This window comes from Streptomyces sp. NPDC001406, from assembly GCF_042895285.1.
GTDB lineage: Bacteria > Actinomycetota > Actinomycetes > Streptomycetales > Streptomycetaceae > Streptomyces.
In genome coordinates this window covers 246,288-267,174 of record NZ_JBIAWG010000008.1, presented here as the reverse complement: position 1 = coordinate 267,174, position 20,887 = coordinate 246,288, and the positions used below count along the sequence as shown (strand labels likewise).

The following is a 20,887-nucleotide window of genomic DNA, read 5'->3' as shown; positions in this document are numbered from 1 at the left end:
GCACTTCTAGCCTCGACGCCATGCTGGGTCTTCCTGATCACGTACGTGCCTGTCTGTTCGACCTCGACGGGGTGCTCACCCAGACCGCGAAGGTGCATGCGGCCGCCTGGAAGGAGATGTTCGACGGCTATCTCCGCGAGCGGGCGGCACGTGAGGGGACCGCGTTCGTGCCGTTCGACGCGGTCGGCGACTACGACGAGTACGTGGACGGGCGCCCCCGCGAGGACGGGGTGCGCACCTTCCTCGCCGCACGCGGAGTGCACCTGCCCGAGGGATCGCCGGACGACCCGCCGGAGGCGGAGACCGTGAACGGGCTGGGCACCCGCAAGAACAACCTGGTGCTGCGCCGGATTCGCGAGGACGGGGTGGAGCCCTACGAAGGCTCGGTCAGGTTCGTGCACGCGGTTCGGAAAGCCGGCCTGCGAAGCGCGGTGGTGTCGTCCAGCGCCAACTGCCGGGACGTGTTGGTGGCGGCCGGCATCGAGGAGCTGTTCGACGAGCGGATCGACGGGATCGTGGCGCGCGAGCGCGAACTGCACGGGAAACCGGCTCCGGACACCTACCTGGAGGCGGCCCGCGTCCTGGGGGTGGAGCCGGCCGCGGCCGCCGTGTTCGAGGACGCCCTGGCCGGTGTGGAGGCGGGGCGGGCCGGACGGTTCGGCACGGTCGTGGGGGTCGACCGGATGGGCCAGGCGGAGCAGCTGAGGGCGCACGGCGCGGACGTCGTGGTAAGTGACCTGGCCGAACTCCTGGAGTCGCGGTGATCACCCATCCCAGTTACACGGTCGAGCCCTGGTGCCTGCGCGAGACCGAGCTGAACCTGGATGTACTCGCCCAGAGCGAATCGGTCTTCGCCCTGTCCAACGGGCACGTCGGGTGGCGCGGGAACCTCGACGAGGGGGAGCCCCACGGGCTGCCCGGCGCCTACCTCAACGGTGTGTACGAGCGGCATCCGCTGCCGTACGCGGAAGCGGGCTACGGCTATCCCGAGTCCGGCGAGACGGTGATCAACGTCACCGACGGCAAGGTCATCCGGCTGCTGGTCGACGACCATCCGTGCGACCTGCGCTACGGGCAACTCCTGGCGCACGAAAGGGTCCTGGACTTCCGCTCCGGTGTGCTCAGCCGGACCGCGCGGTGGACCACGCCCGGCGGGCGGACCGTCCGCATCACCTCGCGGCGCCTGGTGTCCTTCACCCAACGGGCGGTGGCCGCGGTGATGTACGAGGTCGAGCCGGTCGACGGACCGGCCACGGTGGCCGTGCAGTCCGAACTCGTCGCCAACGAACCGCTGCCGCACACCGAGGGCGACCCGCGGGTCGCCGCGGCGACCGAGTCCCCGCTGACGGCGGAGGAAAACTTCGCCCAGGACACCCGGCTGCGGCTCGTGCACCGCACCGAGCGCAGCGCACTGCGCGTGGGAGCGGCGGCCGACCATCTCATCGAGGGGCCCGACGGCACCCGCTGGACGGCTCAGTGCGAGCCGGACGTCAGCCGCCTGACGGTGACCGCGGACCTGGCGCCCGGACAGCGGCTGCGGCTGGTCAAGTTCGTCGCCTACGGATGGTCCGGACAGCGCTCGCTGCCCGCGGTGCACGACCAGGTCGACGGGGCGGTGGCGGCCGCCGTCAGTGCCGGCTGGGAGGGGCTGGTCGCCCAACAGCGGGCCTACCTGGACGAGTTCTGGGCCGGCGCGGACGTCGAGGTGGAGGGCGATGCGCAGATCCAGCAGGCCGTACGGTTCGCCCTGTTCCACGTACTCCAGGCGGCCGCCCGCGGGGAGGAACGGGCGATCCCCGCGAAGGGACTGACCGGAACCGGGTACGACGGCCACTCCTTCTGGGACACCGAGTCCTACGTGCTGCCCGTGCTCACGTACACCGCGCCACAGACCGTCGCCCCGGTACTGAGATGGCGGCACGGAACCCTGCCGGCTGCCCAGGAACGGGCGCGTCAACTGGGGCTGGCGGGGGCGACGTTCCCCTGGCGGACCATCAACGGCGCCGAGTGTTCCGCCTACTGGCCGGCCGGGACGGCCGCCTTCCACGTGAACGCCGACATCGCCATGGCCGCGGTCCGGTACGTCATGGTGAGCGGCGACGAGCAGTTCGAGCGCGGTGAGGGACTGGAACTCCTGGTGGAGACCGCCCGGTTGTGGCGCTCCCTCGGCCACCACGACGCGGAAGGCGTCTTCCACATCGACGGGGTCACCGGACCCGACGAATACAGCGCCGTCGCCCGGGACAACCTCTACACCAACCTGATGGCGCGCCAGAACCTGCTGGCCGCGGCGGAAACGGCCACGCGCCATCCGGACCGGGCCGAGGAACTCGACGTCGACGACGAGGAGACGGCGGCCTGGCGGGACGCCGCGAGCCGCATGGCGCTGCCGTACGACGAAGGCCTCGGCGTGCACGAGCAGTCGGCCGGCTTCACCCGCTTCCAGCACTGGGACTTCGACGAGACCCCGCCCGAGAACTACCCGCTGCTGCTCCACTATCCCTACTTCGACCTGTACCGCAAGCAGGTGGTCAAGCAGGCCGACGTGGTACTGGCGATGATGGTGTGCCCCCACGCCTTCACCGACCACGAGAAGGCCCGCAACTTCGCCTACTACGAGGCCCTCACCGTCCGCGACTCCTCCCTGTCGGCGTGCTGCCAGGCGGCGCTGGCCGCCGAGACCGGGCATCTGCGGCTGGCCTACGCGTACCTCAGTGAGGCGGCGCTGATGGACCTGGAGGACCTGGAGCACAACACCCGCGACGGGCTGCACATCGCCTCGCTCGCCGGCACATGGATCGCGCTGGTCATCGGCTTCGGAGGCATGCGCCGGCACGCCGGCGAGGAAGGGCATCCGGACCGGCTGGGCTTCGTGCCGCGCCTGCCCGAGGCGCTGTCCCGGCTGGCGTTCACGGTGACGGTTCGCGGGCGCCGGCTGAAGGTGGACATCGGCCCGGCCAACGCACGCTACGTCCTGGAGGAAGGCGACCCGCTGGAGGTACTCCACCACGGCGAGCCGATGACCCTGACCACCGGCACACCACTGGACCGCCCGGTGCCTCCCGCACCCGCCCGCCCCGAGCCGCAGCAGCCCCGGGGCCGGCGTCCGGTCGGGCTGCCCGGCGGGGAGGAATCCTGGGGCGCGCCCCAGGAGCAATGAAAAGGAAGCGGCCTGGGACCTGCGCACAGCGCATCTGAGAGACTGCACCTCCCGTGCCGTACTGGGAGGAGATGCCGTGCGGGTAGCCGTGGTCACCTTCGATGGATTCAACGAGCTCGACAGCTTCATCGCCTCCGCGCTGATCAACCGATGCCGGAAGGACGGCCTGGAGGCCTTCATCACGACACCGACCCCGGTAGTCACCTCCATGAACGGCGTCCAGGCAACCGGGCAGCGCCCGATGGAGTTCGTGACCGAAGCCGATGTCGTGCTGATCGGAAGCGGGGTGAAGACGCGAGACGTGGTAGCCGACGACCGGCTGATCTCCAGGCTGCCGCTCGACCCTGCCCGACAGCTGATCGGCGCCCAGTGCTCCGGCGCGCTGGTGCTCGCCCGGCTCGGGTTGCTGGACGGCATGCCCGCCTGCACGGACAGGAAGAGCCGGCCCTTTGTCGAAGCCTGCGACGTCACCGTTCTGGACGCGCCGTTCCACGCCGAGGGGAACATCGCCACGGCGGGCGGCTGCCTGGCGTCTCAGTACCTCGCCACCTGGGTGATCGCCCGGTCGCTCGGGGAGGACGCCGCCCGCGACGTCCTCGGCCATGTGGCTCCGGTGGGTGAGAACCAGGAGACCGTCGAGCGCGCCCTGCGTGCCGTCCACGCGGGCGAGGTTGCACTGGGGCGGTGACGCGCGTGTCAGAGCGCGTCGACCGCGCTCACCTTCCAGCCGTTGGACGTGTGGGTCAGCGTCATCCGTACCCGGTTCAGGTCCAGGCGGGAGCCCGAGACCTGGGTGCTGGTGGTCAGTTGATTGACGAAGAGGAGGACCACCGCTCGGTCCGCCGATGCCGAGATCACTGAGGCTGCGGGAGGGCCGTCGGTCGGCGTCGCCACCGTTGCCTTCACGACCCCGTGGTACTTCCTGGCCGTCGGGCCGACCACCGTCGTCGTGGTCTTGCGGTACTCGTCGCGGAAGTGCCCGGTGAGCCGGGTGCCTGCCGCGGCGAAGTCGCGGGACAGATGCCGGTAGTCGTACGACAGCACGACGGGCGCGGCCTGTTGCGCGGCCGCGAGCGCCTGCCCTCGTGCCTGCTCGGCAGCCACCCCCTCCCGGTACCGCCAGCCGAGCACGGCCGCCGCGATCAGGCCCGCCACGAGCAGGACGCACAGGACCGCGGTGAGCAGCAGCCGCCGAGCGCGCCGCGTCGGCGTTGCGGGGCCGGGCTCGCCTTCCTCCTGCGGTGCATCCTCCTCCTCGAAGGACTCCGGCGAGGGCTCGGGCGGGTCCTCCCAGCCGTGCTTCGGGGGCTCGATGAGCACGGTGCGTCCGGCATCGCGCGTCTCGGGCCGGCCCGGGCCGGCCTCATCGGTGGCCGTCGGCCCTGGTTCGCTGTTTCCGCGCTCCGCGCGCTTGGCCGCCGCGCGGGCGGCCGCGGTCATGGTGCGCCGGGTGCCGGAACCGGAGCCGCGGCCTCGGGTGGTCGTCTTCGCCACGGTCTTACTCCTCATGTCTTGCAGGGCGGAGAGGGCAGGGAGGGTGGTGGGCGGAGGATGGTGGTTGGAGTCAGCCGACGAACTCGACGTCGGACGTCAGCCAGCGGCCGTCCCGGTACACCAGGTCGAGCTGCAGCCGGTATGTGCGCGCCTCGCCCTTCGGCGCGGCCGTGTTGGTCACCTTGCTGTCGGCGACCACCAGGACACGCGCCGAGTGTTCGTCGGACCGGACTATGCCCGCTTCCAGGACCTGGCCCTCGGACACGGATTCGTTCTCGGCGACGAGCTTGGTCAGCTCCTCGGTCTGCGCGGCGAACTGCTTCTTGAAGTCGCCGGTGGCGCCTTCGAGGACGTTCGCGCTGTCCCGGTCGTAGTGCCGGTAGTCGAGCGAGGTGAAGTTCAGCGCCGACTGGCGAGCCGCGGCCAGGATGTCCTGACGCCGCTGCTCCGTCTCGTGCTGGTCGTACAGCGCGAGGCTCAGCCAGATCGTCAGCGCGGTCGTGAGGACGGTCGCCACGACGAGCCCCACCGACCCGGCCCTGCCCGACAGGGCCCTGCTCATGCCATCGGTCCGACGAGCAACCATTGCCACGACTCCTTTCCGAAGACCGCCTGTTGGCCGCCCGAAGAGCCGATCTCGACGGGCCTTCCGTCCGGGCCGGTGGCGGTGCCGGTATCCGGGTCGTACGGCGTGACGTACGCCGTCCGGTTCGCGCCGCCGGGAGCTGCCGTGGGGCCGGGGGCGTTCTGGGCGCCCCGGACCGACGACTTGCTCCCGCGCGGGGCCGTGCAGCGCGCGTCGGTGTTCGCCTCGCGCGTGCTGGTGTCCGCCGGGTCACGGCGCGTCGTCCCGTATCCCTGGGTGCACGGCGGCGGGTCGTCGGCGTTGACCACCAGGCCGAAGTGGGTGGTGCCGTCGCCCGGGACGACGGTGTAACTGCCCGAGACCAGCGCCGGGAAAGTGACGAGCGCCTGCTCCACACCCGGCAGGTGCGCCAGCGTGACCTGGCCGCCGCTGATCAGGTTGGCCAGCAGGACCGACAGCCGTGGCCCGGTGGACTTCAACAGCGAGTTCACCTGTTGCGCGGCCGGCGTCGCGTTGCCGATCAGCTTGCGCAGGTCCCCGTCGCTCGACTTCAGCTGTGCGGTGAGCGCCGCCAGGTCGTGCGCGAACGACTTGATGGAGGAGCCCTGGTCGGCCTGCGTCTTGAGGACCTTCCGCGAGTTCTCGATGAGCGCGATCGTCTGGGGCAGTGAGTCGGACGCCGACGCGATGAGCGCGTTGCCCGAGTCCACCAGTCGGCTCAGGTTCGGTCCGGTGCCGGCGAAGGCCCGGCCCAACTCGTCCACGGTGACCCGCAGATCGTCCTTGCCGACCGAGTTCACGAGCCGGTCCAGACTGAGGACCAGGTCCGTCGTGGGCAGCGGTACGCGGGTGCTGCCGCGCGGGATGGCGCTTCCGTCGAGCAGGTACGGGCCGTTGGACGTGCGGGGCTGTAGATCGACGTACTGCTCGCCCACCGCCGATCGGTTCGCCACCACGGCGAGGGTGTCCGCCGGGATGCGCGGCGCGCCGTCCTCGATGTCGAGGGAGACCGAGACTCCGCCGGATCCGGTCAGCCGCAGCGTGCCGACCCGGCCCACCGGCACCCCCCGGTAGGTGACCTCGGCGCCCGGGAAGACTCCCCCGGAGTCGGCGAAGTCCGCCTGCACCGTGTAGCCGCGGTCCAGGATGTCGTCGAGCAGGCCGGCGTACTCGGCGCCGACATAGGACACCCCGACGGCGGTGACGGTGGCGAAGGCGAGCAGTTGGGCCTTGACCGTCCGTGTGATCACGGCTGAACCCCCTTCAGCATCAGCTCCGCGAGCGCGAGATCTATCCCCTCGGGACTCTCGGGACCCTCAAGCCCCTCGGGCAGCGTTCCTCGGGCGGTGTAGGCACTGGTGCACACCGGCGGGCAGAGCGGCCCGCCCCCGCCTGACGGGGCCGGCGGGGCCGACGGCACCGAAGCGGACGGCAGGCCGGGCGTGCTCGGCAGCGCGGTGGGCGTCGGGACGCCCGGCACGTCCGGGAGCTCCGGCAGGTCGGGAGTCCCGGGCTGCTGGGAACCGCCGTTTCCCCCGCCGGACTTGCCGGACCCGCCCGTCAGGTTCCCGTAGAGGTCCGACAGATCGAGGTCGGCGGTGATGTCCAGGTTGACGTAGTCGCCCTTGACGGCGTCCACCGCGTTGCGCGGGAAGGGATAAGTGGTCAGCAGTTCCAGGGAGTTGGGGAGGTCGTCGCCCGCCTTGTTCAGCTGCCGCAGGATCGGCCGCAGCTTTTCGAGGTTCGCGACCGTGTCGTCGTGCGACGCCTGGACCACCTTGGTGCCCGTCGTGCCCAGCTTCGCCAGGGCGGTGAGCATCCTCGTCAGATCGCGCCGCTGGTCGGCGAGGACCTTCAGGGCGGGCGGCATCGTGTCCACGGCCTGGGCGATCGTCTTCTTCTCCTTCCCGAGCCGTTGGGCGAGGCGGTCGACGGCCTTGAGGGCGCGGACGATGTCCTTGCGCTGGTCGTCCAGACCGCCGATGAACGTGTTCAGCTCCTTGAGCAGCGACCTCACCCGGTTCTCGCGGCCGTCCAGGGCCTTGTTCAGCTCCACGGTGATGGTCTTGAGCTGGGCCACTCCGCCGCCGTTGAGGAGCGCGGACAGTGCGGACAGCACCTCCTCGATCTCCGGGTTGCGGCCGCTGCGGGACAGCGGGATGCGGTCGCCGTCGCCGAGCCTGCCCACGGGGGCCGTACCGGACGGAGCGGAGAGTGCGACGTACTTCTCGCCGAGCATGCTGGTCTGCCGCAACTCGGCAACCGCGTTGGCGGGCAGCCTCACCGAGTCGGCGACCCTCAGCCGTACACGCGCGTGCCAGCCGTCCAGCTCCACCTTCTCCACGGCGCCCACGGTGACGTTGTTGACCTTCACCGCCGACTGCGGCACCAGGTCGAGGACGTCACGGAACTCGACGGTGACGTGGTAGGCGTGGCCGTCGGCGGCGGCTCCGCCGGGCAGCTGGACGTCGTACCAGCCGTTGAACGCGCAGCCGGACAGCAGCAGCGAGCCGACGGCCGCCCAGGCGAGCGCCCCACCCTTGCGCAGTGCGTTCATGCGCTCGCCCCCAGGATTCCGCCGAGCGTCCGGTCGACCGTGCCCGTCACCGCGGATCCCCGAGGCACCTTCGGCAGGGAGTCGAAGAGCGCCTTCAGCTCCTTGCAGTCGGGGTTCTTGCCGCCTTCGTCGCCGGTCGTCCTCAGTACGGAGCACAGCAGCGAGGCCGGATCCTGGGGCCGGTCGGGGTTGTTGCGGGTGTCGAGGGTGCCCGCGGACGGGTTGTAGGCGTTGTTCAGGTTCGACAGACCCGCGGGGGCGACCTTCAACAGCTCGTCCAGTGCGGCCCGTTGGGTGACGAGCACCTTGGTCACCTTGCTCAGGCCCGCCACGTTCGAGGTCAGCGACTTCTTGTTCTTCTTCACGAAGTCCGACACGTCACCGAGCGCAGTCCCCAGATTCAGCAGCGCGGCGGCGAGATCCTTGCGCTCGCCCGCGAGCTGCCCGGCGACCTTGGCGAGACTGGAGTTGAACGACCGCACGCTCTGGTCGTCGGCGGCCAGGGCCGCCGTGAAGACCTGAAGGTTCCGTACCGTGCCGAAGAGGTCCGTGCGGCCGTCGGACAGGGTGGTGACGGCCTGCGAGAGGTCCTCGACCGTCTGATGGAGGTTGTCGCCCTGGCCGTCGAGGTTGTCCGCGCTCACCCCGAGCAGCCGCGACAGCGAGCCGTCCTTGTTGGCGCCCTTGGGGCCGAGCGCTTCGGCCGTCGTGTGCAGACTGTCGAAGATCCGGTCCAGCTCGACCGGTACGGCCGTCCGCGTCTCGGGGATGACGTCACCGTTCCGCATCGCCGGACCACTGCGGTAGACCGGCAGCAGCTGCACGTAACGGTCGCTGACCACGGAGGAGTTGATGATCGCGGCCTTGGCGTCGGCCGGGACCTTGCGGCCTGCGTCGTACTCCAGCTCCACCCGCACCCGGTCGCCCTCCGGCCTGATCTTCTCGACCTCGCCGATCCGGACGCCGAGGACGCGGACGTCCGAGCCGGGATAGATGCCGACGGTGCGCGGGAAGTACGCGGTGACGTGCACGGGCTCGGAGCGCGGCCACAGCAGGTAGGTGAGCGCGGCGACGAGGGCGAGTGCGGTGACCAGGGCCACGCGCCGCTTCAGGTTGTTCACTGCGAGCCTCCCGTGCGCGGCACCACCGGAGCGGCGACCAGGTTCTGGACGTAGGAGTCGAACCAGCGGCCGTTGCCCAGGGTGTTGGTGAAGAGCCGGACGTACGGGGCGAGCAGCTCGACGCTCCGGTCGAGGCTCGACTGATTGCGTTCGAGCATCTCGACCACGCGGTTGAGGCCCTTGAGCGCCGGCCCGATCTCGTTCTTGTTGTCCTCGACCAGGCCGGACAGTTCGATGCCGAGCGCGGCGGAGCTCTTCAGCAGCTTGTGGATCGCCTCGCGCCGCTTGCTGATCTCCTTGAACAGCTGGTCGCCGTCCTTGACCAGTGCGGTGAAGTCCTCGGTGTGCTCGGCCAGTACGCCCGTGACACCGTTCGCGTGGTCGAGGAGTTCACCGAGTGTCTTGTCCCGTGAGGCCACCGTCCGGGAGATCTTGGACAGGCCCTTGATGGACGCCCGTACCTCGGCGGGGGAGTCCTGGAACGTGGTGGAGATGGTGTCGAGGGCCTTCGCCAGCCGGTCGGTGTCGACCTGCTCCGTCGTGGTGGTGAGATCGCTGAACGCCTGCACGACGTCGTACGCCGGGACCGTCCTCCTCAGCGGTATCTCGCTGCCGGGCTTCAGCTGACCGGGTCCCTTGGGGTGCAGCGCGAGGTATTTGGCGCCGAGGATCGTCTTGACCCGGATGGAGGCGCCGGTCTCGGTGCCGAACCCGGGATCGCCCTTGATCTTGAAGGTGATCTTGACGTGGTCTTCCTCCAGATCGACGCCCTCGACCTTGCCGACCTTGACCCCGGCGATGCGCACCTCGTCACCGGGCCTGAGCCCGCCCGCCTCCGAGAAGGCGGCGCTGTAGGTGTCGCCGTCACCGATCAGCGGCAGGCTGTCGACGTTGAAGGCGGCCACGGTCAGCAGCGCGAGCGTGGTGAGGCCGACGGCCCCGATCACCACGGCGTTGCGCTCCCGGAACGGGACCAGGCGCGGGCGGCGTATCCGTACACGGGGAAGCCGCGGCGGCTCGATGCGGACCTTGATCAGTGGTTCCGGGCGGCGGGGGCGAGGCGCGCGGCGCGGCAGGAGCCGTACTCTCGGGAGCTTGGGCGGGTCGATACGGACCTTGACCAACGGCTCCGGGCGGCGCTTGCGCAGGTGCTTCGTCATGCGCCGCACCTCGCTCTCGCCACATGCAGCTCGGGAGTGAGCACCTGCTTCGTCTTCGGCAGTATGATCCGGCCGTCGAAGTCGCACAGGTAGAAGTTGAACCACGAGCCGTAGGACGCCGTCCCCGTCAGCTCGCCCAGCTTGTTCGGCAGCCGCTTCAGCACGCCCTCCACGGTCTTGTCGTTCCTGTTCAGGGTTCCGGTGAGATCGGTCAGCTCGGCGATGTCGTCCTTCAGCGGCGGACGTGCGTCCTTGAGCAGTCCCGAGGTCGCGTCCGTCAGGTCGCCGATGCTCACCAGCGACCGACCGATGGGCTTGCGGTCGGCGGACAGCCCCGAGACCAGCCGGCGCAGCTGCTTGAGCAGCCCGGAGAAGCGGGCGCCCCGCTTGTCCAGCGTCTCCAGCACGGTGTTGAGGTTGTCGATCACCGAGCCGATCAGCTTGTCGCGGCCGGCCAGCGTCGTGGTGAGCGAGGCCGTGTGCACCAGCAGGCTGTTGACGGTGCCGCCCTCGCCCTGCAGCGTCCGGATGATCTCGGTGGCGAGCTGGTTGACGTCCTGCGGGCTGAGCGCCGCGAACAGTGGCTTGAAGCCGTTCAGCAGCGCGTTGAGGTCCAGCGCGGGCTGCGTGCGCGAGAGCGGGATGGTGGCTCCGGACTTCAGCCGGGTGCCGTCTCCCACCCCCTCGGTCAGGGCGACGTAACGCTGTCCGACCAGGTTCCGGTAGCGGATGACCGCGCCGGTGCTGTTGAACAGCGGACGGTCCGCGGTGACGGTGAAGGTGACCTCGGCCAGTGTCCGGTCCTTGATCCGGATCCCCTCGACCTCGCCGACCCGCACCCCGGCCACCCGGATGTCGTCCCCCTTCTCCAGGCCGGTCACGTCGGCGAACACCGCGCGGTAGGTGTGCTCGGGTGTGAGGGAGATGTTGACGATGGTGGCGGCGAGCAGCGCCGTCGCCAGGATCGTCACCAGCGCGAAGAGGCTGAACTTGATCAGCGGGGCGGCGGTCTGCCGGGCACTCGATGTCCTCATGCGACGCTCACCGCCGTCCCGCGCGCCATCGGCCCGAACAGCAGCGTCGCGACCGGTGGCACCTCGTCGGCGGGCACGCCCATGACGGGCGCCACGAGCGAGCCGACGGCACGCTGTTCGGCCCGGGTGGCGGACACACCGAGCGGACCGCTCGAACTCCCCTTGCTCGAACCGTCGTTGAGGTGAACCCCGGGTGCGGGCACCGGGGGATGAGGCAGGTCGCGGCAGTTCGGTCCCGAGCGGTCGTCGTAGCGCGGCTCCTCACCGGGCTCGTACGGCCCCTGCTGTCGTACGACTTCGAGCGTGATGTGCATCTTGCCGCCCCGGAACGCCTGCTCGGAGGCCTGTTCCTCGCGGACCAGGCCGGCCAGGAGGCAGGGGTACTCGGGCGAGTAGCGGGCGAAGAGTGCGAGCGTGGGGCGAGAGACCCGGCCGAGGGTGATCAGCCGGTCGCCGTTCGCGTCCAGGAAGTCCTCCGTGGTGCTGGCGGCGGTCGCCGTCGTGGTGAGCGCGGAGGCGAGCCGGCCGCGCTGCTCGACCAGGGTGCGGCTGGTCGTGACGGTGTTGCGCAGGATCTCCATCAGGTCGGGAGCCGCGTCGCCGTACACCCCGGCGACATCGGCCAGGCGCGCGAAGTCCTCGGTGAGGGACGGCAGATGAGGATTGAGCCGGTGCAGATAGTCCTCCACGCGCATGAGGTTGTCGCCGATCCGGTCGCCGCGTCCTTCCAGGGCGGTGGCGAACGCGGAGAGCGTGGCGTTGAGCTTGCCGGGCTGCACGGTCCGCAGCAGCGGCAGCAGGTCGTTCATCAGCTGCTGGAGCTCGATGCCGACGCGGGTGCGGTCCTGGGTGATGACGTCCCCGGCGTGGATGGGGCGAGCCGAGGAGTGCACGGGCGCGACCAGGTCCACGTACTTCTCGCCGAACAGCGTCTTGGGCAGCAGGCGCGCGTGCACGTCGGACGGGATGTACGCGACGTACTCCGGCTTGAGCGCGATGTCGAGCGTCGCCTTCGTCCCGTCGGCGTGCACCGCGCGGACCTCGCCGACCAGCAGCCCGCGCAGCTTGACGTCGGCGCGCGGATCGAGCTGGTTGCCGAGGCTGTCGGCCTCCAGCCTGATCCGTACGGCCGGGGTGAACGCCTGCTGGTAGACGGCGACGGACAGGGACAGCAGCAGGGCGAGTACGGCGATGAACACGACGCCGTACAGCCGTAGTCTCAGCACCCTCATCCGGCTCACCCCGCAATCCGTACGGTCGTGTTGGCGCCCCAGATCGCCAACGAGAGGAAGAAGTCCAGGACGTTGATCGCGACGATCGACGTCCGCACGGCGCGGCCCACGGCGACACCGACGCCCGCCGGGCCGCCGCTCGCGTAGTAGCCGTAGAAGCAGTGCACCAGGATGATCAGGACGGCGAAGACGAGCACCTTCCCGAAGGACCACAGCACGTCGACCGGCGGCAGATACTGCTGGAAGTAGTGGTCGTAGGTGCCCGCCGACTGCCCGTAGTAGCCGGTGGTGATGGCGCGGGCCGCCAGATACGAGGACAGCAGGCCGATGACGTACAGCGGGATGACCGCGACGAAACCGGCGATCATCCTGGTGGTCACCAGGAACGGCAGCGAGGGCACGCCCATGACTTCGAGCGCGTCGGTCTCCTCGCTGATCCGCATCGCGCCGAGCTGAGCGGTGAATCCGGCGCCGACGGTTGCGGAGAGCGCGAGCCCGGCCACCAGCGGGGCGATCTCACGGGTGTTGAAGTACGCCGAGAGGAATGCCACGAAGTTGGAGGTGCCGAGCTGATTGAGCGCGGCATATCCCTGCAGGCCCACCTCCGTGCCGGTGAAGAACGACAGGAAGGCGATGACGCCGACCGTGCCGCCCACGACGGCGAGGGCGCCGCGACCGAAGCTCACCTCGGCGAGCAGTCGCAGGATCTCCTTCTTGTAGCGGCGCAGTGTGCGGCCGGTCCAGGCCAGTGAGCGGCCGTAGAAGGACAGTTGGGTGCCGAGCTCTTCGAGAGAGCGCAGTGGTCGTTCGAGAAGTCGCATTGGCTAACCCCTCTGCGGGACGACCTGGAAGTACACCGCGGTCATCACGAAGTTCGTCACGAACAGCAACATGAAGGTGATCACCACCGACTGGTTCACCGCGTCGCCCACACCCTTCGGGCCGCCCTTCGCGGTGAGTCCCTTGTACGAGGCAACGATCGCGGCGATCGCACCGAACACCAGCGCCTTGATCTCGGCCGCCCACAGGTCGGAGAGCTGGGCGAGCGTGGTGAAGGAGGCGAGATAGGCGCCCGGAGTGCCGTTCTGCAGAACGACGTTGAAGAAATAGCCGCCCGCGACACCGACCACCGACACCAGGCCGTTGAGCAGCACCGCCACCACCATCGACGCCAGCACGCGCGGAACGACCAGCCGGTGGATGGGATCGATGCCGAGCACCTGCATCGCGTCTATCTCCTCGCGGATCTTCCGCGCCCCGAGATCCGCGCAGATCGCCGTACCGCCCGCGCCCGCGATCAGCAGCGCGGTCACGATCGGCGAGGCCTCCCGCAGCACCGCCAGCACCGAGGCGGCCCCGGAGAAGGACTGGGCGCCCAGCTGCCGGGTCAGACTGCCGATCTGCAGCGCGATGACCGCTCCGAACGGGATGGACACGAGGGCCGTCGGCAGAATGGTGACGCTCGCGACGAACCAGGCCTGCTGGATGAACTCCCTTGCCTGGAACGGCCGTCGGGGCAGGGTCCGGACGACGTCCAGGGCCATCGCGAAGAGGTTCCCGGACTGCCTGAGCGCCCCGGTCGGTGACACTCTCATCGGTCCGCCACCTCCTTCCGGCGCAGCTCGGCCTCCCGTCGCGCGATCGCCTCCCAGCGGGGCGGACGGATGATGCCGGGTCCCGGCAGCAGCCGCGGTGTCGGTTCGCGGACGGGCGCCCTGTCGACGAGTTGGGCCAGCTCCTGCTGCACCTGCGCGGCGTCCTTCTCCTCCGCCATACCGATCGGACCCTGCATCCGCCCGTTCAGGAACTGCCGTACGACGGGTTCGTCGCTGGTCAGCAACCTCTCGCGCGGGCCGAACATGACCAGCTCGCGCCGGAACAGCAGCCCGATGTTGTCCGGCACCTGGCGGGCCGAGGCGATGTCGTGCGTGACGATCAGGAAAGTCGCGTCGATCTGCGCGTTGAGGTCGACGATCAGCTGGTTGAGATAGGCGACGCGCACCGGGTCGAGGCCGGAGTCGGGTTCGTCGAAGAGGATGATCTCGGGGTCCAGCACGAGCGCCCGTGCCAGGCCCGCGCGCTTGCGCATCCCGCCCGAGATCTCACCGGGCAGCTTCCCCTCCGATCCGATCAGCCCGACCATGTCCATCTTCTCCAGCACGATGCGCCGGATCTGGCTCTCGGGCTTCCGGGTGTGCTCGCGCAGCGGGAAGGCGATGTTGTCGTACAGGCTCATCGAGCCGAACAGCGCGCCGTCCTGGAACAGCACGCCGAACAGCTTCCGCACCTCGTAGAGCTCGTGTTCGCGCAGCCTGGTGATGTCACGACCGGCGACCTTCACGCAGCCGCGGTCCGGCTTCAGCAGTCCGACGAGCGTCTTGAGGAACACCGACTTGCCCGTGCCCGACGGCCCGAGCATGACCGAGACCTCCCCGGCGGGCAGCGTCAGCGAGACGTCCTGCCAGATGACCTGGTGACCGAAGGACTTGGTCAGCCCTTCCACACAGATCTCGACACCCATCCGTTCCACCCTTCCGCCGCGGAGCAGCTCCGACATCTGCTCTACGGGGAGAGGCGGGGTGTCCGTCGCGGGGAACGGAGATTTTTTTCGGAAGGGCTCGCCGGGGGACTACGGCAGTGCGGTCGGCACCGATACCTCGGTGGGAGTCGCCGGGACGGACGGAAGAGCCGCCGGGATCGTGGACGCGTCCGGCAGATCGGGAAGGGCGGGCATACTCGGGAGGCCCGACACGCTCGGGACCTCCGGAACGGCCGGCAAGGGTGACAGGGAGGCCTCCGGCACGGGCGGCACCGTCAGCGGCAGCAGCGCATCGTGGTGATCACCGGGTGGGGCCGTCGCTCCGGAAGCCGTTGCGGGGGCCGACAGCTCGCGGGCCTTCGGGGCGGGTGTCCCGGCGGTGCCGTCGGGCCGGACGGTCTCGGCAGGGGTCCCGGACACGGAGGATGCCGAGGGCAGGGGCGCCGCGTCCGGCCCGCCCCCTCCGAGCGTGTGCGGCAGTACGAATCCCGCGACCGCCAGGGTCGCCGCCGTCGACGCGGCTGCCACGGCCTGTGCCTTGCCGCTCGCCCGCAGTCGCCCCCGCCCGAACAGGAACAGCGCGAACCCGAGAGTGGCGGCCAGTGAGTTGCGCAGCGTGCGCCGAGCCCGGGCGAGCAGCGACTCGACGGTCCGGTAGCTCAGCCCCATGCGCACGGCGACCTGGCCGACGTCGAGGTCCTCCGACTTCAGCCGGAGTGCCTCGGCCTGGCGTGCGGGCAGCTCCCCGCTGCGTACGGCCAGCCATCTGGCCTCGGCCCGGTCGCACACGGCCTCGTCGATGGGCACCGGGCCCGGCGCGACGAGCGTGGGACTGCCGGACACCTTGGCCTCACGGTTGACCTGGCGATACCGGTCGACACACAGCCGCATGGTCACGGTCGTCAGCCAGGCGCCGAGACGCTCGTCGTCCAGGTCGGGCCGCTCCGCGGCGCGCAGCATCGCCTCGTGCACCGCGTCCTCGGCGTCCTCCAGGCTCATCGACCTGCGCCGGGCCACCTTGAGCAACTGCTCGCGGTGGCTCCACATGCGCTGCCAGCGGTCGTGGGCCGCCTGTATCTCCGCAGGCATGTCCGACATGTCCGTCGCCATGAGGGCCCCTTTGCGCTCACTCGCCGGTCTCGTGCTGTCCGGCGGGTGGCGACATTACCGCCCGGTATCCGCGGTTGGGGAGGGGGCGGCGGTCAACGAGACCACTCCGTTGCTGGTCAGCGGACCGTCGCTGGGCAACAGGCCGTCGCCGGGCGGTTCGATGTCCGTGCGGGGCAAGGGGAGTTGGGGCTCGTCCGTTTCACCGGCCCGGGGCGCCGGTCGTGAGTCGGCGGGAGTCGGTGACGCGGGCGCGGACGGGGTTCGGGACGGGGCGGGGCTCCGACGGGCGGACGGTGTCGGCTTCGGGGCGGGCTCCTGGTGCGACCGCTCGGGGCGCGCCGACGACCCTGCCGAGCTGTCCGGCACCACCCGGTGCCCTGCCAGGAAGTACGCGTACCAGGCTCTGACGGTGCTCAGATAGGCCTGCGAGTGGTTGTAGCCGAGGATCGCCCGGTCCAGTCCGGCCGGATCGGAGAGGTCCCGCCCGCCCGCGCACAGATAGCGCCCGGCGGCGAGCGCCGCGTCGAAAATGTTGTCCGGGTCGGCCCGGCCGTCGCCGTTGCCGTCCGTGCCCCAGCGGGCCCACGTCGAGGGGATGAACTGCATCGGTCCGACCGCACGGTCGTAGGCCGGGTCCCCGTCGTAGGCGCCGCCGTCGGTGTCCCGCACCAGGGCGAACGCGCCGCCGTCCAGCCGCGGCCCGAGGATCGGCGTCACGGTCGTACCGTCCGCCGTCACCCGACCGCCCTTCGCCTGCCCGGACTCCACCTGGCCGATCGCGGCCAGCAGCTGCCACCGCAGCCGGCAGCCGGGCGCCGTGCGCGCCAGCTCCGCCTCGGCATGACGGTAGGCGGCGAACACACTCACCGGCAGCGCGGCGCTCGCCACCGCCGCCCCACGCTTCTGCTCCCCCGTCCGTAGTGGCGGGAGATCGGTGCGGTACGGGGTGTCGCCCGTCACGCTCGGCCCCCGCTCGGCGGGTGCCGCCGACCGTGCGGGTGCGGAGACCCGTGCCGGAACCGCCCACGGCGGCTGTGAGGCGGTCAGCGCCGCCATGGCTGCTGCCGTGATCGCCGCACTTCTGGCGCCTCTGACCCTGTGCCCTGCCAAGTCGTGCTCCCCTCCCTGTGGACCGATGTCGTCTGCTCTACGGGGCAGGGCGGCGGGTCCGTCGCGCGAAGGGTGGGCGAATTCGGAAGTGGGCTGCGCAGGCGGGTCCGCTATTCCGTTGCCGGTCCCCCTGCCGTGCAGCAGGATGCGGGGATGCGCTTCTCGGTCAACATTGCGAACTTCGGTGACTTCGCCGATCCCAGGACCGTCGCGAAAGTGGCCGTGGCGGCCGAACAGGCAGGGTGGGACGGGCTGTTCGTCTGGGATCATGTACTGCATCGCAAGCATCAGGGCAGGCCCTTCGGTGACCCGTGGATGCTGCTGACCGCCGCCGCGTTGGCGACCTCCCGGATCAGGCTGGGCACGCTGGTCACCCCGGTCGCCCGGCGACGCCCGCAGCAGCTCGCCCGCCAGGTGGCGACCCTGGATGCCATGAGCGGCGGTCGGGTCGTCTTCGCCGCGGGGCTGGGCGGGCCCCTTGAGGACGAGTACGCGAGCTTCGGTGACACCACGGACCCCAAGGTGCTGGCCGAGCGGCTGGACGAGGGCCTGGACCTGCTGGAGCGATTCTGGTCGGGCGAACCGGTGAACCACGACGGACAGCACTACCAGGTACGGGACGTGACCCTGCTGCCCGCCACGGCGCAACGCCCTCGGCCGCCGGTCTGGGTCGCCGGCTTCTGGCCGAACCGTCCGCCGATGCGCCGGGCCGCCCGCTGGGACGGTGCGGTCCCCCTGTTCACCGACGCCAGGCACGGTCATGTGCCGCCTGTCGGTCAGGTGCGCGACCTGGTCGCATTCGTGCGCAAGGAGCGCGACGACCGGTCCGGCGCTCCCTTCGAGATCGTCCTCGGCGGTGCCACCCCGGGCGACGACGCCGCCAAGACCCGTGATCTGATCGGTCCGTTGGCCGATGCGGGAGCCACCTGGTGGGACGAGCGGCAGATCCAGACCAGCGAAGCGCTCGACCGGCTCACACCGGTGCTGCGCCGCATCGAGCAGGGGCCGCCGGTGTTGTGGTGACCCTGCTGAAGGTGCCCAGCCCGGACCTCAACGCGCCCGGGCGGCGGCCGCCCGCCAGACGGAGGTGAGGTACCGCAGCCGGGCCTTGTCGTCGTCCGGCAGCGACTTGGCGTAGCTCCGGCGCAGAGCGAGCGCGAGGCTCGGGATGTGGAGTTTCGCGGCGCACTTGCCGTCCGCCACGGCGACGGAGACCTCGCGATTGCGCAGCGCCGGGTCGGCACCCTGCTTGTGATAGGCGGCCCTGAGCCGTTCGTAGGCGTCGTCAGGAGAGCCGTACGGGTATCCCTCGGCCCGCATGCATGTCTTCCAGTCGGTCATGGCCTTGCGGTACTTCGGGGATTCCTCCACCAGAGGCGTGAGGCGGCCGTTGAGATTCTGCGGGTAGTAAGCGACGGAAACCCAGTCGTCGACACTTCCGTAGAGGTGCTTCCGGCTCTCGGCCTCGCAGCCCCGTGCCGAGAACGTGACCTTCTGGCCGCCCCCGAAACGCATCTCGCGGAAATCCGAACCGCTCCCGCGCAGTGCTTTCATATAGGCGGCCGACTCTTTCTCCGACAGCGACGACACATAGGCGTCGTTCGGTGATGAACCGCGACCGTGTGATCCGGATGCGTACTGATCTCCCAGGCCGTATCCACGGCTTCGACGGTCTCGCATGTTCAACGTCCGCTGCTCGTCGGATCCGGCCGGCCGAGCCATCTTGTCGGCGCGGTAGCGGAATCCCTTCTTTGCCATGCAGGCCGCGATGAGTTCGGATTCCTTGTTCGCCAGCCCGGTACTGGTCCTGACGAAGGTCCCGGACCGGGTGAGCAGGTCGAGTTCGGCAGCGGCGAGGGGTCGCTCGCGTTTCTCGTGCGCGTCGTCGGTCGTACCGCACGCGGCGGTGAGCGCGAGGACTCCCGCCACCGCGCAGGCGAGCGATGCGCGTCGCATGGTGTCCTGGGCCTCTCGGTTGGCGGTGTGGGCCGGGCGGTGCCCGCGGACTGCTGCCCGCGGGCACCTGGAACCTGGGGAGTTGAGCTGTCCCGTCAGCTGTCCCGTCCCTTACGGCACGGGGCCGGTGCAGGTCGAGTTGGTGCCGCCGGTCGCGTAGACGCCCCAGCTGTTCGACGAGACGGCGTCGTTGAACGTCGAGTTGAAGTTCCCGCCGGTGCCCTTCGGGATCCAGCCGCCGGTTCCGCCGTAGGACTTGCCGGTCCACACGACGGCGTCACAGCTGACTCCGTTGTTGTAGTCCGACGAGGCGCAGTCGTTCCAGGTGCGGCTCGGACAGCTGGAGTGACCGAAGACGGACCAGTCGGAGTTCTTTCCGGAGAGCTTTCCCGGCCCGTCGGAGTATCCCGCGTTCACCCAGAAGCAGAAATTGCCGGAAGTACAGCCGGCAGGTGCCGCGGCAGCCTTCACCGAGGTGAAGGATGTCACCGCGGATGCCTTGCCGTGGTTTGCGGAATCATTTGCCGAACTGGCCGCCGATGTTCCGGCCATCGCACCGAGCAGAATCACAACTCCCGCGATCATGGCTAATATTCGTCTCACCATTCCCCCTTGAGGTGTGCGGTTGGTCGCGTCCACTGTTGCCAATTCCGCCTCAGTGGTCCATGGTGTGTCGCCAGGAGGAAAATGCCGAGGCCGGACAGGGGACCGGGATGCTCCGCATTCATTTCTCAGAGATCGACCTGGCGAGAACCAGAGTGGCCCGGGTGCCCGATCCCCTGTGGGAGGTGGCCGCCAGTCTGCACCGCTTCCAGACCCGCGCCGGCCGCTGGGCCTACGCCGAGTGGTACCGCACGGCCGGCGCCCGCATCCGGGAGAACCACCTCGAACGCACCCTGCGTGATCTGCTCCTGCCGCTGTACCCACGAGCCGTCTACTTTCCGGACTTCCTGACGCCTTCCCCCGCCCTGGACGATGGGCTCAACGCCGGTCTCGACACCATCATGTCCACCCCGCCCCGCCGTGTGCGCGATGAGCTGACGGTGCTCGACCACCGTGTGGGCGCTCCGGCCTGGGTACGACGACTGACGGACCGACAGGAGCGCGCGGAGCTCGTCGCGGCGATCCGCGCCTACTACGAGGCGGCCGTCGCCCCGTTCACCGAGGCGATGCACTCGCGCATCGAAGCGGCGCGGTCGCAGTGCTGCCGCGATCTGCTCGACGGCGGCGTGGACCGCATGCTGGCCGGGCTCGGCCCCGGGCTGATCTGGCGGCCTCCGATCCTGGAAGTCCGCTATCCCGTCGACGACCGGGATCTGTACCTGGACGGCCGGGGGCTGCGTCTCGTGCCGTCCTACTTCTGCTGGAGCAGCCCGATCAGCCTCGCCGATTCCCAGCTGCCGCCCGTGCTGGTCTACCCCCTGCTGCACGAACCGACCGCCCTCAGCATCCGGCCGGCCACCCCACTGGCCGCGCTGCTGGGCCGTACCCGGGCGACCGTGCTCTGCGTCGTCGCGGCGGGCGCGGGCGCCACGACCGGGGAGATCGCCCGTGCGGTCGGGATCTCCGCACCCTCCGCGAGCAAGCACGCCGGAGTCCTGCGTGACGCGGGCCTGCTGGCCAGCAGCCGGCATGCCGCGCACGTCCTGCACACACTGACTCCGACCGGCGCCTCCCTGGTGGTCGGGTCTCAACCATTGGGCGCGCGCACAGGTCGTTGAGCGCGCGCACAGGTCGTTGAGCGCGCGCACAGGTCGTTGAGCTGAGCACCTTCGCGACTATCACCCGGGTGGATGCGACTCGAAGGCGTTCACCACGGGGAGGCACT

General features: G+C 70.0%; 21 protein-coding genes. 6 read left to right on the top strand and 15 right to left on the bottom strand.

The genetic code is table 11. The features are described 5' to 3' along the window. Positions 1–20 precede the first annotated feature (20 nt). The 3 genes from ACFY1J_RS21505 (at position 21) to ACFY1J_RS21495 (ending at position 3,848) form a co-directional block, all read left to right on the top strand. Positions 21–764 carry an HAD family hydrolase gene (locus ACFY1J_RS21505; RefSeq protein WP_390707969.1) on the top strand — a complete coding sequence of 248 codons (744 nt, stop codon included), beginning with the start codon at positions 21–23 and terminating at the stop codon, positions 762–764. Beyond that, on the top strand, positions 761–3,160 hold the full coding sequence (locus tag ACFY1J_RS21500; protein ID WP_390707968.1) for a glycoside hydrolase family 65 protein: 2,400 nt from the start codon (positions 761–763) through the stop codon (positions 3,158–3,160). The genes ACFY1J_RS21505 and ACFY1J_RS21500 overlap by 4 nt, the downstream gene beginning before the upstream one ends. 76 nt (positions 3,161–3,236) lie before the next feature. After that, positions 3,237–3,848, top strand: a complete 612-nt coding sequence (locus tag ACFY1J_RS21495; RefSeq protein ID WP_390707967.1) for an AraC family transcriptional regulator — start codon at positions 3,237–3,239, stop codon at positions 3,846–3,848. An 8-nt stretch (positions 3,849–3,856) separates the two neighbouring features. On the opposite strand, the gene ACFY1J_RS21490 is transcribed toward ACFY1J_RS21495, so the two are convergent. The 13 genes from ACFY1J_RS21490 to ACFY1J_RS21430 form a co-directional block, all read right to left on the bottom strand. Continuing rightward, positions 3,857–4,654, bottom strand: a complete 798-nt coding sequence (locus ACFY1J_RS21490) for a hypothetical protein (RefSeq protein ID WP_390707966.1) — start codon at positions 4,652–4,654, stop codon at positions 3,857–3,859. 70 nt (positions 4,655–4,724) lie between these two features. Then, the gene (locus tag ACFY1J_RS21485; protein WP_390731680.1) at positions 4,725–5,216 is read right to left on the bottom strand and encodes a hypothetical protein; all 492 of its coding nucleotides are present in this window, start codon (positions 5,214–5,216) and stop codon (positions 4,725–4,727) included. After that, positions 5,213–6,490 carry an MCE family protein gene (locus ACFY1J_RS21480; protein ID WP_390707964.1) on the bottom strand — a complete coding sequence of 426 codons (1,278 nt, stop codon included), beginning with the start codon at positions 6,488–6,490 and terminating at the stop codon, positions 5,213–5,215. The genes ACFY1J_RS21485 and ACFY1J_RS21480 overlap by 4 nt, the downstream gene beginning before the upstream one ends. Beyond that, complete coding sequence (locus tag ACFY1J_RS21475) at positions 6,487–7,797, bottom strand: MCE family protein (RefSeq protein WP_390731679.1); 1,311 nt, start codon at positions 7,795–7,797, stop codon at positions 6,487–6,489. The genes ACFY1J_RS21480 and ACFY1J_RS21475 overlap by 4 nt, the downstream gene beginning before the upstream one ends. Next, entirely contained in the window at positions 7,794–8,918 is a 1,125-nt protein-coding gene (locus ACFY1J_RS21470) for an MCE family protein (protein WP_390707962.1), read from the bottom strand. The genes ACFY1J_RS21475 and ACFY1J_RS21470 overlap by 4 nt, the downstream gene beginning before the upstream one ends. Then, a complete protein-coding gene (locus ACFY1J_RS21465) occupies positions 8,915–9,895 on the bottom strand; it encodes an MCE family protein (RefSeq protein WP_390708101.1) in 981 nt (326 codons plus the stop codon). Before ACFY1J_RS21465 ends, ACFY1J_RS21470 begins: the two co-directional genes overlap by 4 nt. 179 nt (positions 9,896–10,074) lie before the next feature. Beyond that, on the bottom strand, positions 10,075–11,112 hold the full coding sequence (locus ACFY1J_RS21460; protein WP_390707961.1) for an MCE family protein: 1,038 nt from the start codon (positions 11,110–11,112) through the stop codon (positions 10,075–10,077). Then, positions 11,109–12,344 carry an MCE family protein gene (locus ACFY1J_RS21455; protein ID WP_390731678.1) on the bottom strand — a complete coding sequence of 412 codons (1,236 nt, stop codon included), beginning with the start codon at positions 12,342–12,344 and terminating at the stop codon, positions 11,109–11,111. The genes ACFY1J_RS21460 and ACFY1J_RS21455 overlap by 4 nt, the downstream gene beginning before the upstream one ends. A gap of 5 nt (positions 12,345–12,349) precedes the next feature. Next, positions 12,350–13,165 (bottom strand): MlaE family ABC transporter permease, encoded by an 816-nt coding sequence (locus ACFY1J_RS21450; RefSeq protein WP_390707959.1) that lies wholly within the window; start codon positions 13,163–13,165, stop codon positions 12,350–12,352. A gap of 3 nt (positions 13,166–13,168) precedes the next feature. Further along, a complete protein-coding gene (locus ACFY1J_RS21445; protein WP_390707958.1) occupies positions 13,169–13,939 on the bottom strand; it encodes an MlaE family ABC transporter permease in 771 nt (256 codons plus the stop codon). Further along, a complete protein-coding gene (locus ACFY1J_RS21440; protein WP_390707957.1) occupies positions 13,936–14,865 on the bottom strand; it encodes an ABC transporter ATP-binding protein in 930 nt (309 codons plus the stop codon). The genes ACFY1J_RS21445 and ACFY1J_RS21440 overlap by 4 nt, the downstream gene beginning before the upstream one ends. Positions 14,866–14,973: 108 nt before the next feature. Next, complete coding sequence (locus ACFY1J_RS21435) at positions 14,974–15,993, bottom strand: sigma-70 family RNA polymerase sigma factor (protein ID WP_390707956.1); 1,020 nt, start codon at positions 15,991–15,993, stop codon at positions 14,974–14,976. Positions 15,994–16,047: 54 nt separating this feature from the next. Beyond that, positions 16,048–17,049, bottom strand: a complete 1,002-nt coding sequence (locus ACFY1J_RS21430; protein ID WP_390707955.1) for a lytic murein transglycosylase — start codon at positions 17,047–17,049, stop codon at positions 16,048–16,050. Positions 17,050–17,256: 207 nt separating this feature from the next. Here ACFY1J_RS21430 and ACFY1J_RS21425 point away from each other — a divergent pair, with 207 nt between their 5' ends. Then, complete coding sequence (locus ACFY1J_RS21425; RefSeq protein WP_390707954.1) at positions 17,257–18,126, top strand: LLM class flavin-dependent oxidoreductase; 870 nt, start codon at positions 17,257–17,259, stop codon at positions 18,124–18,126. A gap of 27 nt (positions 18,127–18,153) precedes the next feature. On the opposite strand, the gene ACFY1J_RS21420 is transcribed toward ACFY1J_RS21425, so the two are convergent. After that, the gene (locus ACFY1J_RS21420; RefSeq protein ID WP_390731677.1) at positions 18,154–19,059 is read right to left on the bottom strand and encodes a hypothetical protein; all 906 of its coding nucleotides are present in this window, start codon (positions 19,057–19,059) and stop codon (positions 18,154–18,156) included. A gap of 111 nt (positions 19,060–19,170) precedes the next feature. Next, the gene (locus ACFY1J_RS21415) at positions 19,171–19,476 is read right to left on the bottom strand and encodes a hypothetical protein (protein ID WP_390707952.1); all 306 of its coding nucleotides are present in this window, start codon (positions 19,474–19,476) and stop codon (positions 19,171–19,173) included. 13 nt (positions 19,477–19,489) lie between these two features. Between ACFY1J_RS21415 and ACFY1J_RS21410 the strand changes: the two genes are divergently transcribed. Next, entirely contained in the window at positions 19,490–19,675 is a 186-nt protein-coding gene (locus tag ACFY1J_RS21410; RefSeq protein ID WP_390707951.1) for a hypothetical protein, read from the top strand. A gap of 151 nt (positions 19,676–19,826) precedes the next feature. Then, positions 19,827–20,780 (top strand): ArsR/SmtB family transcription factor, encoded by a 954-nt coding sequence (locus tag ACFY1J_RS21405; RefSeq protein WP_390731676.1) that lies wholly within the window; start codon positions 19,827–19,829, stop codon positions 20,778–20,780. Positions 20,781–20,887 lie beyond the last annotated feature (107 nt).

Excerpts from the sequence above, each read along its gene's own strand:
- ACFY1J_RS21505 (WP_390707969.1), top strand. The coding sequence starts at position 21 with ATGCTGGGTCTTCCTGATCACGTACGTGCCTGTCTGTTCGACCTCGAC.
- ACFY1J_RS21485 (WP_390731680.1), bottom strand. The coding sequence starts at position 5,216 with ATGAGCAGGGCCCTGTCGGGCAGGGCCGGGTCGGTGGGGCTCGTCGTG.
- ACFY1J_RS21475 (WP_390731679.1), bottom strand. The coding sequence starts at position 7,797 with ATGAACGCACTGCGCAAGGGTGGGGCGCTCGCCTGGGCGGCCGTCGGC.
- ACFY1J_RS21460 (WP_390707961.1), bottom strand. The coding sequence starts at position 11,112 with ATGAGGACATCGAGTGCCCGGCAGACCGCCGCCCCGCTGATCAAGTTC.
- ACFY1J_RS21455 (WP_390731678.1), bottom strand. The coding sequence starts at position 12,344 with ATGAGGGTGCTGAGACTACGGCTGTACGGCGTCGTGTTCATCGCCGTA.
- ACFY1J_RS21450 (WP_390707959.1), bottom strand. The coding sequence starts at position 13,165 with ATGCGACTTCTCGAACGACCACTGCGCTCTCTCGAAGAGCTCGGCACC.
- ACFY1J_RS21445 (WP_390707958.1), bottom strand. The coding sequence starts at position 13,939 with ATGAGAGTGTCACCGACCGGGGCGCTCAGGCAGTCCGGGAACCTCTTC.
- ACFY1J_RS21440 (WP_390707957.1), bottom strand. The coding sequence starts at position 14,865 with ATGGGTGTCGAGATCTGTGTGGAAGGGCTGACCAAGTCCTTCGGTCAC.
- ACFY1J_RS21435 (WP_390707956.1), bottom strand. The coding sequence starts at position 15,993 with ATGGCGACGGACATGTCGGACATGCCTGCGGAGATACAGGCGGCCCAC.
- ACFY1J_RS21430 (WP_390707955.1), bottom strand. The coding sequence starts at position 17,049 with ATGGCGGCGCTGACCGCCTCACAGCCGCCGTGGGCGGTTCCGGCACGG.
- ACFY1J_RS21425 (WP_390707954.1), top strand. The coding sequence starts at position 17,257 with ATGCGCTTCTCGGTCAACATTGCGAACTTCGGTGACTTCGCCGATCCC.
- ACFY1J_RS21420 (WP_390731677.1), bottom strand. The coding sequence starts at position 19,059 with ATGCGACGCGCATCGCTCGCCTGCGCGGTGGCGGGAGTCCTCGCGCTC.